Consider the following 14,703-nt stretch of genomic DNA (forward strand, 5'->3'; position numbering starts at 1 on the left):
ACGGTCCGGTCGCCGAATGGCAAGGATTCAGGGCAACAAATCACTCGCTTCCGGCTTGGATGCCATGGAAAGTGGCTCTTCGCATGCTTACTCTGTGTGCGGCGAACACTTCCGGGAAGTGGCCGACGTGCCGTCTGGGCATGTTGTGTTGTCGCAGTTTCGAACATTGGGGGAGTTCATGGGAGCGAGCAGGACAGCAGGCTGGACCATCGCGGCGGCATCACTGATGTTGGCCACGGGCTGCGGTCAAGGGCCGGGACAGGCGGCACCCGTTGGAGTCCCGCCCGCAGGATCCTCGGCCCCTACGGTGCTGCCCAGCGCCCCGGCCCCGGCAAGCCCGGCGCCGGGCACTCCGTCACCAGCGGTGCAGACCCAGTCGAGTCAGGCGGCCGGCGGAGGACTGCAGATCAACACCATCCCCTTGGGCGGCAGCAACCTCAACGTCGAAGCGAGACTGCCGATCAACGGCTACTGGGCCCGGCCAGGCCAGGAGATCACCTACGACGCCTCGTCCTCCTTGGGCACTATCGGCAAATACGAATGGGACCTGGAGGGGGACGGAACCTACGACCAGACCACGACGTCACCGGTCCTCAAGCACACTTACCCCGCGCCGTTCGACGGCCGGATGATTCTGCGGGTCTCGAGCCCGCTCGGCAGCACCAACGTACTGCAGACCCCGGTCCACATCGGCTCGGTTGGGCCCGGCGGCGTCCGGCCGGGCCCGCCGACCAATGTCAAGGCCGAGGCGGTTTCCGCCGACGGCACGCAGGTGAAGGTCACATGGGAATCCAACGACCCCACGGCTGATTCCTGGGCGGTCGCCGTGAACGGGTTTCCCGCCGGCCGCATGGCAAAGTCGGCCCGGTCGGTCACCGTCACGGACATCCGGCGTGACAAGGACGTCCTCCTGCAAGTCATAGGCATCACCGCCGACGGCGCGCTCGGGGAGCGCGCGGGTACGACGCTGCCGGCCGCCAAATGAAACCCCTGTTCCGCCGCAGCGTATTCGGTGCGGTGGCGCTGGGGCTGATGCCCGAGGCTCATGGGCGGCCCTGACGGGACCGGGGCATCCGCCCACCAACAACAAGAAACCCCGCATTCCCGCTGAATCAGCGGAAATACGGGGTTTTTCTGTGAGCTTCCTGCCAGAATCGAACTGGCGACCTTCTCATTACGAGTGAGACGCTCTACCAACTGAGCTAAGGAAGCAGCCACATGAAAGCCCGGTGAACCGGGCGGATCATGCAAGAGACAACTGTAATAGAGTCCCTGCGTCCGGGTCAAAATGAGCGTCAGCAGCCGCCCGCGGGGCTGGCAAACGGCACCTAACAGACGGTGTTGTCCGCCGGGGCCTTCCCGTCCACGAAGTAGTCATCGACGGCGTTGCCGATGCAGCTGTTGGAGCGGCCGTAGGCCGTGTGGCCTTCGCCCTTCCACGTCACCAGCGAGGCGTTCCCGAGCTGCTTGCGCAGCGAGCTGGCCCACTGCACCGGGGTCGCCGGATCGCCGGTGGTGCCCACCACAACAATCGGGGACGAACCCTTGTACTCCACCGGCGCAGGGGTCCGGACGTTCTTGTACGGCCAGTCCTTGCAGTTGCTTCCGCCGTAGGCGAAGTAATACCCCAGCGTGGGCGAGAGCTGGCGCAGCTTCTGGTCTTCGGCGCGCATCGAGGCGGTGTCGGAAGCCATCGGGTAATCCAGGCAGTTGATAGCGTTGAAGGCGAAGGTGCTGTTCGACGTGTAGGTGCCGTTGGGATCCCGGTCAGCGCCGAAATCGGCCAGCTGCATCATGCCGGTGCCGTCGCCGTTTAGGGCCTGCCCGAGCGCCCGGGTGAGGATGGGCCAGTTGTCATTGTTGTAGAGCGGAATAATGAGGCCGCTGACGAACGTCGACCCGGAGACCTTCCGGCCGTCCTTGGCCGGCAGCGGATTGGCTTCCGCGGCGGTGATGGCGTTGCGGATCTGCCGCACGCCGTTCTCGGTGCCGCCCGTCAGCGGGCATCCGCTGGTCTGTTGGCAGTTGGCGACGTAGGTGTGGAGGGCCTTGTCGAAGGCCACCGCCTGGCCGGCGGTCAGTTCCTCGTAGCTCAGGGCGGGGTCGAGGGAGCCGTCGAGGACCACCCGGCCGACGTTATCCGGGAACAGTGATGCGTAGGTGGCGCCCAGGAGGGTCCCGTAGGAATAGCCGAGGTAGTTCAGCTTTCTGTCGTTGACCACACCGCGCAGGATGTCGAGGTCCTTGGCGGCGCTGACGGTGTCCACGTGGGCCAGGACCGGACCGGTCTTCTCCACGCATTTGGCCGCGATGGCCTTGTTGTCGGCCAGGGCGGCGTTCAGCCCGGCGTCCGTGTCCAGGGCATAGGTCTTGGCGCGGAACGCGTCGCGTTCCGCGTCCGTGAGGCACGTGACCGGTGCCGAGCGCTTCACGCCGCGGGGGTCGAAGCCCACGATGTCAAAGGCGGACCGGACCTTGTCCGAAATGTTGGTGTTGGCCGCGTCCCTGACGAAGTCGTACCCCGAGCCGCCGGGCCCGCCCGGGTTGACCAGCAGGCTGCCCTGCTTGTTGCCCTTCGTGGCCAGTTTGATGGCGGCAAGTTCAATGTGGTCGCCGTCAGGCTTGCTGTAATCCAGCGGGACCTTGATCTTGGCGCACTCGAAGCTGCCCTCGCACGGCTTCCAGTCGACCTGCTGGGAATAGAAGCTGCGCAGCTCCGCCGGGGCCGCTGCAGCGATCGAAGGGTCCGCCTGCCCCGAAGTGCCTGCTGTTGCGGCACTCGACCCGCCGCCACCGCCGAAAAGGCTGCATGAAGCCAGCGTCAGGGCCACGGCCGCGGCGCCGACGGCCCGCATGCCGATCGCCAAGGATCGGGATCTCGCGGACTGGGGTCGAGCAGGCTTCATGCGGTTCTCCTTGGAGGAATAGGAACGAAAGCGTGGATGTTCGTCGGAGCGGCCGGGGCCGTCAAATCAGGCTGGAAGCCATGGACTCGATCGCCAGCAGCGGAGCCACATTGGTAGTGGTGATCCGTTTGCGGGCCTTGTTGATGGCGTCCATGCGGGCGAGGGTAATTTCGGCGGTGGACCGGGAAGCGAAGTCTTCGAGTTCACTTCTGAGTTCAAGGTTGACGAGTTCCACGGCGTTCCCCATCTGGATGATTAGGACATCCCGGTAAAAGGACAGCAGGTCCGTCAGCGTGCGGTCAAGGGAATCAGTGATGGAGCGCTTGGCACGGCGTTTCTGGTCGTCCTCAAGTTGCTTGACCTGGCCCCGCATGGCCGGCGGCAGCGTGCCGCTCTCGGGCGCCCCGAGGGTGGCCAGCAGCGCCGTTTTCTCGGTGGCATCGCGCTCGTCATTCGAGCTGTTGGCTTCCTCGGTGGCGATCTTGAGCAGTTTCTCGGCCATCATGACCGCCGCCGTGACGCCGCGGAGGGACAGCGGAAAACGCACGGTTTCGAGGCGGCGTTCCCGGGCATCCGGGTCGCGCGCCAGGCGGCGGGCGATCCCGACGTGGCTTTGCGCGGCGCGGGCGGCGCGATCGGCGACTGCCGGGTCCACGCCGTCGCGCTTGACCAGCAGGGCCGCGACGTCGGCGGCGGGCGGAAGCCGCAGCGCCACCGGACGGCAGCGGGACCGGATCGTCACCAGGACGTCGGCGGGGGAGGGTGCGCAGAGCATCCAGATGGTGCGGGGCGTGGGCTCTTCGATGGCCTTGAGCAGGACGTTGGTGGTCCGCTCGGCCATCCGGTCCGCGTCCTCCACCACAATGATCCGCCACCGCCCCGACGACGGCCGGTTTCCCGCGGTGGCCACAAGCTCGCGGGCCTCGTCGATGGTGATGGTGACCTTCTCCGTGCGCACGAATGCGACGTCGGAATGGGTTTCGCCGAGGATGGTCAGGCACGCCGGGCACTCGCCGCAGCCGCGCAGGCTGACGTCCGCCTGGTCGCAGTTCAGGGCCGCCGCGAACGCCTTCGCGGCGTTGGAGCGGCCGGAACCGGGCGGTCCGGTGAAAAGCCACGCATGGGTGAGGCCTTCGCCGTGGGCGGCCTGGCGCAGCTGGGCCACGACGGCGTCCTGGCCCTGGAGGTCGTCCCAGACGGTCATGCGGTGCTGCTTTGGGTGACGGCCAGCAGCGACTGGACTCGCTCGAAGATCCGTGCGGCGAGTTCGGCCACGGGCAGGCGTGCGGGCAGCACCAGATAGGCGTCCGGCCGGGCCGCGGCCAGGTCCAGGAAGGCGGCCCTGATCCTGGCGTGGAATTCGTCGGCCTCGGACTCAAGCCGGTCTTCGGCGGCGTCCCCCGCGGTACGCCGCTGCCGGCCGACGGCGGGCTCGACGTCGAGAAGCACGGTCAGGTCAGGCTGCAGGCCTGACGTCGCCCAGGCGTTGATGTCCCGGACCGCCTCCGTTCCGAGGCCCCGGCCCGCGCCCTGATAGGCCACCGAGGAGTCAATGTACCGGTCCGTCAGGACGATCTCGCCCCGTTCCAGGGCAGGCCGGATGACCTGGCTCGCGTGTGCTGCCCGGGACGCCGCGAAAATCAGGGCCTCGGTGTGGGCGTCGATGTGGCCGTGGCCGTGATCGAGCACCAGGGAACGCAGCTTCTCGCCGATCGGCGTGCCGCCCGGTTCCCGGGTCCGCAGCACGGTGAAGCCGTTCGATTCCAGGGCCTTGGCGAGTTCGCCTGCCTGAGTGGACTTGCCGGCGCCGTCTCCGCCCTCGAAGGCAATGAACAGTCCGGGCAACTGTTGAGGGGACGCTCCGGGGCTCTGGGTAGTCACGGTTCTAGACTACCGACAATCACCGACACCAGAGATGCCGCGTAACGGCTTGGGTGCCTTGCGGGGCGCCCGCGTACCCTGTCTGCATGAGTCTCTCTGATGAACTGGCCGCAACCCTGTCGCCGGATTCCCTGGTGGTGGCCGCCGGGCGTCCGCCGCGCACCCGCGACGAGCCGGTCAACCCGCCGCTGGTGCTGTCCTCGACCTACTTCGGCACGGGGCCCCTGGGCGACGGCGACCGCGGCTACGGCCGGTATTCCAACCCGACCTGGGACCCGTTCGAAGAGGCCCTGGCCACGCTGGAGGGCGCGGACCTGCCGGGCCTGCTCTACGCGTCGGGGCTCGCGGCCGTCAGCTCGGCGCTGTCCCTGGTGCCGGCCCAGGGCGTGCTCGTGATGCCCTCGCACAGCTATGCGGGGTCCGTCACCATGGCCACCGAAATGGCGGCCAAGGGGTTCCTGGAATTGCGTACGGTGGACATTGCGGACACCGACGCCGTCCTGGCCGCGCTTGCCCCGGCCGGCGGGCGTGCCGCCAGCATGCTGTGGCTCGAGAGCCCCACCAACCCCATGCTCGGCATCGCGGACATGCGGGTCCTGACCGCCGCGGCACATGAGGCCGGCGCGATCGTCGTCACGGACAACACCTTTTCCACCCCGCTGGTGCAGCAGCCCCTGAGCCTGGGCTCCGACGTCGTGCTGCATTCGGTGACCAAATACCTCTCCGGCCACTCCGACGTCGTGCTCGGCGCGCTTGTGACGTCCGACGCCGGCCTCCGCACCGCCCTGCTGCACCACCGCACCATCCACGGCGGCATCGCCGGGCCGTTCGAGGCGTGGCTTGCGCTGCGCGGGCTCCGCACCCTGGCGCTGCGGATCGAACGCTCGCAGGCATCGGCCCAGGTCCTGGCCGAACGGCTGAGCCGTCACCCCCGGGTGGCCGGGATCCGGTTCCCCGGGCTGCCGTCGGATCCTGGCCATGGACGGGCCAAGGCGCAGATGAAAGGGTTCGGTTCCATCCTGTGCATCGAGGTGGCGCCGGTGGCCGGGCAGAACGGTGGCCTTAGCGGCGCCGAGGCGGCCGACCGCATGATCCGGGCCCTCCACCTTTGGCTCCCGGCCACGTCCCTGGGCGGGGTGGAGTCCCTGATCGAACGCCGGCGCCGGCACACGGCCGAGCCGGAGAGCGTGCCGGACAACCTGGTCCGGATGAGCGTGGGAATTGAAAACGTGGAAGACCTTTGGGCCGATTTGGAGCAGGCGTTGGGGACGTTGGACGGCTAGGCTGGGGGAGTGGACGGACGCATACTAATTTCCTTGGCCGAATACGGGATCTATCTGGTCCTGGCTGTCATTGCCTTTGCCCTGGAGGCATGGGCGTTTTTCGACTGCCTCCGGCACAAGGCCAACGCGTTCGAGGCCGTGTCGAAGCGCACCAAGACCTTCTGGCTGGCCCTGACCGGCGGCGCCTTCGCAGTGGGTCTGTTCTCCCTGCTCTCGCAACTGGGCGGCGGTGGCGGCGCCGGATCGCTCGGAATCTTCGGTCTGGCGGCCGTGACGGCGGCCTCCGTATACCTCGCCGACGTCCGGCCAGCGGTCAAGGACGCCGGCCGCGGCCGAAACATGGGCCCGTACGGACCCTGGTGACCGCTGCCGGCTAACTCCGGGGCGCCACGGCGTCCCAGCCGACCGTCACTTCGCCCAGCCGCCAGCGCGACGGGCCGTCGTGGATGGGCCAGCCGGCGTCCAGGAGGGCCCGGCACATGGCCGAGAAGCGCTGCTTGTTCCCGAATGACGCCAGCGGCGCCGCCTCCAGCCACGCCCGGTCCATCGCCTGAAGGTAGGCGTGGATCCGCTCTCCGGGCACGTTGCGGTGTATCAGGGCCTTCGGCAGCCGTTCGGCGACGTCGGAAGGCATCGTAAAGGCGCCGAAGCGCATCGACACGCTCAGGCTCAGCGGACGCTCGGCGTCGAGCGCCACCCACGCGGCGCGCCGCCCGATCTCATCGCAGGTGCCGTCGATGAACAGCCCGCCGCCGGCAAGACGGCCCTGCACCAGCCGCCAAATGCCGGGCACGTCGGCTTCCTCATACTGCCGCAGCACATTGAAGGCGCGGACCACCACGGGGTTTCCTGCCACGGGCAGCTCGAAGCCGCCCAGCTGGAACTTCAGCCCGGTACGTTCGAGCGCCTGGCCCTGCCGCACACGCTCCGGTTCGATCTCGATGCCCACCACGCGCATGTCCGCGCGCACGGCGCAGAGGCGGTCGAAGAGTTCGACGGCGGTGGCCGGCGAGGCGCCGTAGCCGAGGTCGACGGCGACAGGATCGGCCGCGGCGCGCAGCCGCCAGGCCTGGGGACCCGTCAGCCAACGGTCCACCCGACGCATCCGGTTGGGGTTCGTGGTGCCACGGGTCACGTTGCCGACGGGCCGGCCGCCGCGCGCGCCACGTCCCGTTCCGCCCTGGTTCCGGGGAGCGAGCACCCGTTCAGCCTTTTGCACCACCGGCCAAGCCTATCCTCCGCGTCCCAACCCCCACGCTTCACAGCAACCACGCTTCACAGCAACGCGGGGTCAGATCCGGCCCATGCCGGGCCCCCGGATGGGCGCGAAGTGACCCCGCGTTGGTGTGAAACGCACGTGGTGTAACGCTCTGCGCCGCTCACGGGGGCTCGGCTAGGATGAAAACCATGACTTACAAGCTGATTCTGCTGCGCCACGGCCACAGCGACTGGAATGCCAAAAACCTCTTCACCGGCTGGGTGGACGTTGACCTCAATGACCAGGGCCGTGCCGAGGCCGTGCGCGGCGGCGAGCTGCTCGTGGAGAACAACATCCTCCCGGACATCCTCTACACCTCGCGGCTGAAGCGGGCCATCAACACGGCGAACCTGGCCCTCGATAAGGCCGACCGCGGCTGGATCGACGTCAAGCGTGACTGGCGGCTCAACGAGCGCCACTACGGTGCGCTCCAGGGCAAGGACAAGGCCCAGACCCTCGCCGAATTCGGCGAGGAGCAGTTCATGCTGTGGCGCCGGTCCTACGACACCCCGCCGCCGCCCCTGGCCGACGACTCCGAGTTCTCCCAGGTGGGGGACCCGCGCTACAAGGACCTCGGCGACGCGGTCCCGCGCACCGAATGCCTCAAGGACGTCCTGATCCGGCTCATGCCGTTCTGGGAATCGGACATCAAGGAGGACCTCAAGGCCGGGAAGACCGTCCTGGTCACCGCCCACGGCAACTCGCTCCGCGCCCTGGTCAAGCACCTGGACGGGATCAGCGACGAGGACATCGCCGGCCTGAACATCCCCACCGGCATCCCGCTGGTCTATGAACTGGATGAAGACTTCAAGCCGCTGAACCCCGGCGGCACCTACCTGGACCCCGAGGCCGCCGCCGAGGCCATCAAGGCAGTCGCCAGCCAAGGCAAGAAGTAAGCGGTCCCAGTTCTGAACGGCACCGTCCCGAACGGCGCCAGACGCGACACGCGAAACGCAGACACAGCACAAAACGACGGCGTCCGGCCACCCCCAAGGGGACCGGACGCCGTCGCTGTGTCAGCGGGAAAGCTCGCCTCAGATATGTTCGATCGTGTTCGGCTGCCACGCGCCGGTGACCAGGTAGGTGACCTTCTGGGCAACGGAGACGCCGTGATCGGCAAAGCGCTCAAAGTAGCGGCTGGCCAGCGCAACATCCACCGTGGTGGCCGGCGACTCGTGCCAGTCACTGCGCGCGATCGCCTTGAAAACGCTCAAGTGGAGGTCGTTGACGGCGTGGTTGGCCTTAATGATTTCCCGGGCAACGCCGAGGTCGCGGGTGGCCAACAGCTCCGTGAGCTTCTGGGCGATCAGCAGGTCCTGCTCCGCGAAGCTCTTGAAAGTCTCCCGCAACTGATCCGGAACCACCACGGCGGGGTAGCGCAGGCGCGCCAGCTGGGCGAGGTGACGGGCTAGGTCACCCATGCGTTCCAGCGATGCGCTCATCCGGAGCGAGCCCACGAGCATGCGCAGATCGCTCGCCACCGGACCCTGCAGGGCCAGGATGTCGATGGCCCGCTCGTCGAGGCTGTTTTGGAGGAAGTCGATGCGGGCATCGGCGGCGATCACGTCCTCGGCGAGGTCGATATCCGCGCCCTGGAATGCGGTCGTGGCCTTGTCGATGGCCTCTGTGACCAGCGTTGAGATCTCGACGAGCTGTTCCCTGACTTGGGCTAGCTCCTCCTGAAAAACCTTACGCACGTGTGCGTCCTTTCCTCGGAAATATTGCCTGCAATTGAAGTGGCCGGCCTATTTCGGTTCACCTAACGGCGCTCCAACGCTCCACTCTTCCAGTGTCCGGTGAACTGTTGAGCCCCAATAGGTGAACGTTAGCTGAACCGGTGCCGGAATCGCACGAGATTTCAGTTTTGGACTCGCGGCAGAGCATAAGCTGGAGCCGTGGATCCAATGCTCATCGGCGTGATCGCCGGCCTGATCGGCCTCTCGTTTGGCATGTTCGGCGTCCTCGCGTTCCGGGTGAGTGAGCAGCAGCGGCACATTGTCGACGTCGAAGTCGAGGACCCTACGCTTCCCGAGGGCGCCGCAGAGGTGCTCGCCGTCCTCGGCCGCGCGTTCGTGGTGGTCGACGCGATCGACGGCGTGGTCCGGGCCAGCCCGGCCGCGTACGCCTACGGCCTGGTCCGCGGGCACACGCTGGTGCACCAGCAGCTTCTGGAAATGACCGCCAAGGTGAGGCGCGACGGTGTCATCCTCGAAAAACAGCTGGAGCTGCCGCGCGGCCCGCTAGGCCAGGGAACGATCGTTGTGCAGGTCAGGGCAGCGGTGATCACCGAGGAATATATCCTTCTGCTGGCCGACGACCGCACGGAATTTACCCGCACCGAGGAAGTCCGCAACGACTTTGTCGCCAACGTCTCGCACGAACTGAAGACACCGGTGGGGGCGATCTCCCTGCTGGCCGAGGCGCTCGAATCGTCCGCGGATGACCCCGAGGCCGTCAAACGGTTTGCCAAGCGCATGCACAAGGAATCGACCCGGCTCGCCGCCCTTGTTCAGGACATCATCGAACTCTCCCGGCTTCAGGGCGCCAACGTCACTCAGCAGGGCCGCCCGGTGGATATCAACACAGTGGTGAGCGAGGCCGTGGACCGCTCCCAGCTGCCGGCGGAGACCAAGAACATCCAGCTGGTGGTCGGCGGGCACGCGGAGGCCATGGTCTACGGCGACCAGGACCTTCTGGTCACCGCCCTGCGCAACCTGATCGACAACGCCATCCGCTACTCGCCCGAAAACACCAAGGTGGGTATCGGCATCCGGTCCAAGGACGGCCTGGTGGCTGTCTCGGTGACGGACCAGGGCGAAGGGCTCAGCCCCGAGGACCAGGAGCGTGTCTTCGAACGCTTCTACCGGGTGGATGCGGCCCGGTCGCGGCAGACCGGAGGCACCGGCCTCGGGTTGAGCATCGTCAAGCACGTCATTTCCAACCACGGCGGCGAGGTGACCCTGTGGTCCCAGCCCGGCCAGGGTTCCACGTTCACTATCCGACTTCCTGAGATGGAGGGGCAGGGCGACGCCGATAAGGCAGGCAAGCCTGCTGCCCGTCCGTCCGGCCAGGACCCCAGACCGCAACGACGTGACGCCGCCGGCGTCCATGAGCAAGGAGCTACCGCTTGAGCAGGATTCTTATTGTCGAGGACGAGGAGTCCTTCAGCGACCCCCTGTCTTACCTGCTGGGAAAAGAAGGGTTTGAAGTGGAAGTGGTGGACAACGGACTCGACGCCATCACGGAATTCGACCGCAACGGCGCCGACCTCGTACTCCTGGACCTCCAGCTGCCCGGCCAGTCAGGCACCGAGGTGTGCCGTCAGCTCAGGCAGCGTTCCAGTGTTCCCGTCATCATGCTGACCGCCAAGGATTCGGAAATCGACAAGGTGGTGGGCCTTGAGCTCGGCGCCGACGACTATGTCACCAAGCCGTACTCCTCGCGGGAACTCGTGGCCAGGGTCCGGGCGGTCCTGCGGCGCCAGAACGAGCCGGAGGAACTCGTCTCCAGCACGGTGCAGGCCGGTCCTGTCCGGATGGACATTGAACGCCACGTGGTGAGCGTCGGCGGCGAGCAGATCGCCTTGCCGCTGAAGGAGTTTGAGCTGCTGGAAATGCTCCTGCGGAATTCCGGCAGGGTCCTGACCCGCGGCCAGCTGATCGACAGGGTCTGGGGCTCGGACTATGTGGGGGACACCAAGACCCTCGACGTGCACGTCAAGCGGCTGCGCAGCAAGATCGAACCGGATGCCTCGGCACCGCGGTACCTGATCACCGTCCGCGGCCTGGGTTACAAGTTCGAGCCCTAACACCCGCCGGAGCTGCCCGCTGGGCCCGACCTGTCCCGGGCCCAGGGCGGCCTGGGACGGTCAGGCTGGACGCAAAAGGAGGGGCACCCGCAGGTGCCCCTCCTTTTGCTATGTGTCCGTTTGCCGGGCGCCCAGCCTTGGAGGCTAGGGGCTAACGGTGCTGCTCGGCGTCGGCGTCTCGGTGGAGGTCGGTGAGGCCGTCGCGCTGGAGGTGGCCGTGCTGCTGGCGGTCGGCGTCGGCAGGTACGGCTTGTAGTCGACGATCGTGCCATCCATGACCGGAACCTTGAACTTGGCGTCCTGGTGGGTGCCGCTCTCCGAGATGGTGACCTCGACGATGGCGCCCGGTGCGGCGCCGGCGGGGTTCAGGATCGTCGCGTTGGCGGAGTCGTTGAGCATGATGTGGGAGTTCGGCTTTACCGGAACCTGGGTTTGCGCGCCTTCGGTGCCCTTCATGGTCAGCACGACGTCCTTGGATGAGGTGTTGTACACGGCGCCAAGCACCCGGCCCGGCTTGCCTGCGCCGTCGGCGACAATGATGAAGTTGCGCAGCTGCAGCGGCCCCAGATCAGTGCGGGTTCCGTCCGAGGGGGAGTACTGCTGCGAGGTCTGCTGGGGATTGATGTAGCCGCAGCCGGTCAGGGACAACAGGCCGATGCCAAGTGCAGCCGTTGCCATTGCCAGCTTGCCGCGCTGGCCCCGGTTCATCGCAGTGAAACGCACGTCACGCACTCCTCGAGAGTCTTGAAACATTATTCAGCCATAGCCTAGCCGCAATCGGCCCCAAACGAGGATTCGGCGACTACACATAAGCGCGCTGAAGGACGCGTTGCGGCCGGTCGGAGCCCGTCAGCGCCGGGTCGGAAACCTCTTGGCAGTTAGGGCCGAACGCACTATTATCCGCATCCGTCAAGGGGTTTGAGGGGTCAGATTGAGGCCATTTTCCCCGGATTCATGCGGTTTCCGGCACGTTTCGGTGCCAGTTGTATGCCTTAATCGTGATAAACTGGTCTGCGGGAAAGGGGAATGTCCACATGGTTTTTGAGGTCGGCGAGACAGTAGTTTACCCTCACCACGGTGCAGCCAAAATTGAAGAAATCAAGATGCGCACCGTCAAGGGCGAAGAGAAGATGTATCTCAAGCTCAAGGTGGCTCAGGGTGATCTGACCATTGAAGTTCCAGCAGAAAACGTTGACCTGGTAGGGGTTCGGGACGTAGTGGGCAAGGAAGGCTTGGAGCACGTATTCGACGTGCTGCGGGCCGAGTTCACTGAGGAACCCACCAACTGGTCACGTCGTTACAAGGCAAACCTGGAAAAGCTTGCTTCCGGTGACGTCATCAAGGTAGCGGAGGTCGTCCGCGACCTCTGGCGCCGCGATCACGACCGGGGTCTCTCCGCGGGAGAGAAGCGCATGCTGGCCAAGGCCCGCCAGATCCTGATTTCGGAACTGGCACTGGCTGAAAAGACCGATGAAGAGAAGGCTGCAAGCGTTCTCGACGAGGTCCTGGCTTCCTAGCACAGGGCCGGCCCAAGCAGGGCCGGCGCAGATAAGAATCGAACCCCGGTGGCGTCAGCCGCCGGGGCTTCTTTCTGCCCTTTTTCGACCGCCCCCTCACTTGCGCCGTCACTTTTGGTCCCTCTGAGCGCTCCGGAGCAGCCACAACTGGTAGAGCAACACGATAGTCCGGAGCGCGGGGACGTAGTCTTGTGCGCATGGATACTGCACCGACGAAAACGTCACCGGCCGGTCCCGTCACGGCGGTCATCGTTGTGGCCGCCGGCTCCGGCCAGCGACTGGGCTACGGCATGCCGAAAGCCAGGGTGCCGTTGGGCGGGGACAGCATCCTCACCCACGCCTTGCGCGGCGTGGCGGCCGCCGGGATCGCGCAGCAGATCTGCATTGCCATCCCCCCGGGAGACTCAGAGCTCAAGGCGCTCTGCACGGCGTTCACGCAGGAGCTTGCCGCCCTTCACCGCCGCACCGCTGCGTCCAGTCGCGGCGTCCAGGTTCCGGTCGTGACCGTCGTCGACGGCGGTCCGAGCCGCGCCGATTCAGTCCGCGCCGCGATGGCGGCGCTCCTGCCCGAAGTTGAAGCTGTGCTGGTCCACGACGCGGCCCGGGCTCTGGCACCGGAGTCCGTCTTTCACCGCGTGGTGGCGGCGCTCGGCGCCGGTGCCGCGGCCGTCATCCCTGTGATTCCGGTGGTTGACACGGTCAAGACCGTGGAGGCTACCACCGGCGACGGCGCCGCGGTGGCCCCCGAACTGGTCACCGGAACAGCGCCCCGGGAGTTCCTCCGCGCCGTGCAGACACCGCAGGGATTCGACCTCGCCACCCTCAAACGCGCCCACCAGGCCGCCGCCGGGTTCGACGCCGAGCGGGCCGCGCTCGTCACGGACGATGCGATGCTCGTCGAACTACTCGGCGTCCCCGTGCACGCCGTACGCGGCGCCAGCCAGTCCCTCAAGATCACCACGCCCCTGGACTTGATCCTGGCCGAGGGGCTCCTCGAAGGTCCCCTGGGCGCACGCTGGCTGGAGGGATGAGCATGTCCACCAACCCGCCAGCCGTTCCCCCGGTCATTCCCAGGACCGGGATCGGAATCGATGTCCATGCTTACGCCGCCCCGGACGAGCCGCGGCCGCTGTGGCTCGGCGGGCTCTTCTGGGAGGGGGAGCGCGGCCTGTCCGGCCATTCCGACGGCGACCCGGTGGCGCACGCCGCCGCCGACGCGCTCTTCTCGGCCTGCGGCGTCGGGGATCTCGGCACGCATTTCGGGACGGACCGGCCCGAGTATGCCGGCGCGTCCGGCGTGACCTTGCTGGCCGAGGCCGCCCGGATTGTCCGGGCCCACGGGTTTGAAATCGGGAACATCGCCGTCCAGTTCGTCGCCAACCGGCCCAAATTCGGCCCGCGGCGGGAGGAATCCCAACAGGTTCTCAGCGACGCCGCCGGGGCGCCGGTCAGCGTCACGGCCACCACGAGCGACGGACTCGGGTTCACCGGCCGCGGCGAGGGCATCTCGGCCGTGGCAACGGCGCTGGTCTATCCTGCCGGCTGACCACCGAAGGTTAACTGCATCAGGCCACGGCCGCCCCCGTCGCCTAGGCTGGAGGGAAGGACCAGCCGTGACACCCCGATTCGAACTGCCAGGAGACCCTGCCGTGAAAAAGCTGCTTACCGCCGTCGCACTCGTCGCCGGGACCCTGCTGACCGGCTGCGCCGGCTCCACCACGCCCGCGACGCCCAGCCCCACACCCAAGCTAAGCGTTGAGGAAAGCTGCAAGTTCCTCAACACCGATACCTTCGTGCCGTCCGGGACCGCGAAAGAGCAGGCCGGCCAGATTGGCCAGCACTACCAGGAAGTCGCGGACAAGGTGGCGCCCGAGGTCGGCGCCCCCATCCAGAAGATGGCCGACATCATGAAGCAGGTTGCCGCGAGCCCCACCGGGACTAAGACGAACGAGCAGACGGCCCAGCTCACGCAAGAGATCAACAAGATCGGGCAGTACTGCAAGTAGGCCGCCGGAACCAGCGCCGCTGCCTGACCGACGGGCTGCAGCCG

General features: G+C 66.8%; 16 protein-coding genes and 1 tRNA gene. 10 read left to right on the top strand and 7 right to left on the bottom strand.

Annotated elements, in window-relative coordinates:
* The first annotated feature begins 364 nt into the window (after window positions 1–364).
* Window positions 365–985 carry a PKD domain-containing protein gene (locus tag C8D78_RS13455; protein ID WP_120954372.1) on the top strand — a complete coding sequence of 207 codons (621 nt, stop codon included), beginning with the start codon at window positions 365–367 and terminating at the stop codon, window positions 983–985.
* Window positions 986–1,139: 154 nt separating this feature from the next.
* On the opposite strand, the gene C8D78_RS13460 is transcribed toward C8D78_RS13455, so the two are convergent.
* The 4 genes from C8D78_RS13460 to tmk form a co-directional block, all read right to left on the bottom strand.
* Window positions 1,140–1,212: transfer RNA gene (locus C8D78_RS13460), tRNA-Thr, on the bottom strand.
* A gap of 116 nt (window positions 1,213–1,328) precedes the next feature.
* Window positions 1,329–2,906: an alpha/beta hydrolase gene (locus C8D78_RS13465; protein ID WP_167467911.1), complete on the bottom strand. Its 1,578-nt coding sequence runs from the start codon at window positions 2,904–2,906 to the stop codon at window positions 1,329–1,331.
* A gap of 61 nt (window positions 2,907–2,967) precedes the next feature.
* A complete protein-coding gene (locus C8D78_RS13470; protein WP_120954373.1) occupies window positions 2,968–4,110 on the bottom strand; it encodes a DNA polymerase III subunit delta' in 1,143 nt (380 codons plus the stop codon).
* Window positions 4,107–4,787, bottom strand: coding sequence for a dTMP kinase (gene tmk / locus C8D78_RS13475; protein WP_244208399.1), 681 nt, complete (start codon window positions 4,785–4,787; stop codon window positions 4,107–4,109). The genes C8D78_RS13470 and tmk overlap by 4 nt, the downstream gene beginning before the upstream one ends.
* A gap of 86 nt (window positions 4,788–4,873) precedes the next feature.
* On the opposite strand from tmk, the gene C8D78_RS13480 reads away from it, so the two are divergent.
* Together C8D78_RS13480 and C8D78_RS13485 are read left to right on the top strand one after the other, a co-directional pair.
* Complete coding sequence (locus C8D78_RS13480) at window positions 4,874–6,070, top strand: trans-sulfuration enzyme family protein (RefSeq protein WP_120954375.1); 1,197 nt, start codon at window positions 4,874–4,876, stop codon at window positions 6,068–6,070.
* A 9-nt stretch (window positions 6,071–6,079) separates the two neighbouring features.
* Window positions 6,080–6,433 carry a DUF2516 family protein gene (locus C8D78_RS13485; protein WP_120954376.1) on the top strand — a complete coding sequence of 118 codons (354 nt, stop codon included), beginning with the start codon at window positions 6,080–6,082 and terminating at the stop codon, window positions 6,431–6,433.
* Between the two features lie 10 nt (window positions 6,434–6,443).
* On the opposite strand, the gene C8D78_RS13490 is transcribed toward C8D78_RS13485, so the two are convergent.
* Window positions 6,444–7,292, bottom strand: coding sequence for a class I SAM-dependent methyltransferase (locus tag C8D78_RS13490; protein WP_208641953.1), 849 nt, complete (start codon window positions 7,290–7,292; stop codon window positions 6,444–6,446).
* 185 nt (window positions 7,293–7,477) lie between these two features.
* On the opposite strand from C8D78_RS13490, the gene C8D78_RS13495 reads away from it, so the two are divergent.
* Window positions 7,478–8,224: a phosphoglyceromutase gene (locus C8D78_RS13495; RefSeq protein WP_120954377.1), complete on the top strand. Its 747-nt coding sequence runs from the start codon at window positions 7,478–7,480 to the stop codon at window positions 8,222–8,224.
* Between the two features lie 138 nt (window positions 8,225–8,362).
* Here C8D78_RS13495 and phoU read toward each other — a convergent pair whose 3' ends face one another.
* Complete coding sequence (gene phoU / locus C8D78_RS13500; protein WP_120954378.1) at window positions 8,363–9,025, bottom strand: phosphate signaling complex protein PhoU; 663 nt, start codon at window positions 9,023–9,025, stop codon at window positions 8,363–8,365.
* 207 nt (window positions 9,026–9,232) lie between these two features.
* Here phoU and C8D78_RS13505 point away from each other — a divergent pair, with 207 nt between their 5' ends.
* Window positions 9,233–10,459 carry a sensor histidine kinase gene (locus tag C8D78_RS13505; protein WP_120954379.1) on the top strand — a complete coding sequence of 409 codons (1,227 nt, stop codon included), beginning with the start codon at window positions 9,233–9,235 and terminating at the stop codon, window positions 10,457–10,459.
* Window positions 10,456–11,136, top strand: coding sequence for a response regulator transcription factor (locus tag C8D78_RS13510; RefSeq protein WP_120954380.1), 681 nt, complete (start codon window positions 10,456–10,458; stop codon window positions 11,134–11,136). Before C8D78_RS13505 ends, C8D78_RS13510 begins: the two co-directional genes overlap by 4 nt.
* A gap of 144 nt (window positions 11,137–11,280) precedes the next feature.
* Here C8D78_RS13510 and C8D78_RS13515 read toward each other — a convergent pair whose 3' ends face one another.
* Window positions 11,281–11,844, bottom strand: a complete 564-nt coding sequence (locus tag C8D78_RS13515) for a hypothetical protein (protein WP_120954381.1) — start codon at window positions 11,842–11,844, stop codon at window positions 11,281–11,283.
* Between the two features lie 326 nt (window positions 11,845–12,170).
* Between C8D78_RS13515 and C8D78_RS13520 the strand changes: the two genes are divergently transcribed.
* The 4 genes from C8D78_RS13520 to C8D78_RS13535 all read left to right on the top strand — a co-directional run bounded on the left by C8D78_RS13520 (window position 12,171) and on the right by C8D78_RS13535 (window position 14,659).
* Window positions 12,171–12,653: a CarD family transcriptional regulator gene (locus C8D78_RS13520; protein ID WP_026266570.1), complete on the top strand. Its 483-nt coding sequence runs from the start codon at window positions 12,171–12,173 to the stop codon at window positions 12,651–12,653.
* A gap of 197 nt (window positions 12,654–12,850) precedes the next feature.
* Window positions 12,851–13,684, top strand: coding sequence for a 2-C-methyl-D-erythritol 4-phosphate cytidylyltransferase (gene ispD / locus C8D78_RS13525; protein WP_120954382.1), 834 nt, complete (start codon window positions 12,851–12,853; stop codon window positions 13,682–13,684).
* Complete coding sequence (ispF, locus tag C8D78_RS13530; protein WP_120954383.1) at window positions 13,681–14,199, top strand: 2-C-methyl-D-erythritol 2,4-cyclodiphosphate synthase; 519 nt, start codon at window positions 13,681–13,683, stop codon at window positions 14,197–14,199. The genes ispD and ispF overlap by 4 nt, the downstream gene beginning before the upstream one ends.
* A 103-nt stretch (window positions 14,200–14,302) precedes the next feature.
* Window positions 14,303–14,659 carry a hypothetical protein gene (locus C8D78_RS13535; protein WP_120954384.1) on the top strand — a complete coding sequence of 119 codons (357 nt, stop codon included), beginning with the start codon at window positions 14,303–14,305 and terminating at the stop codon, window positions 14,657–14,659.
* Window positions 14,660–14,703 lie beyond the last annotated feature (44 nt).

This window comes from Arthrobacter oryzae (genome assembly GCF_003634095.1).
Lineage (GTDB): Bacteria > Actinomycetota > Actinomycetes > Actinomycetales > Micrococcaceae > Arthrobacter > Arthrobacter oryzae.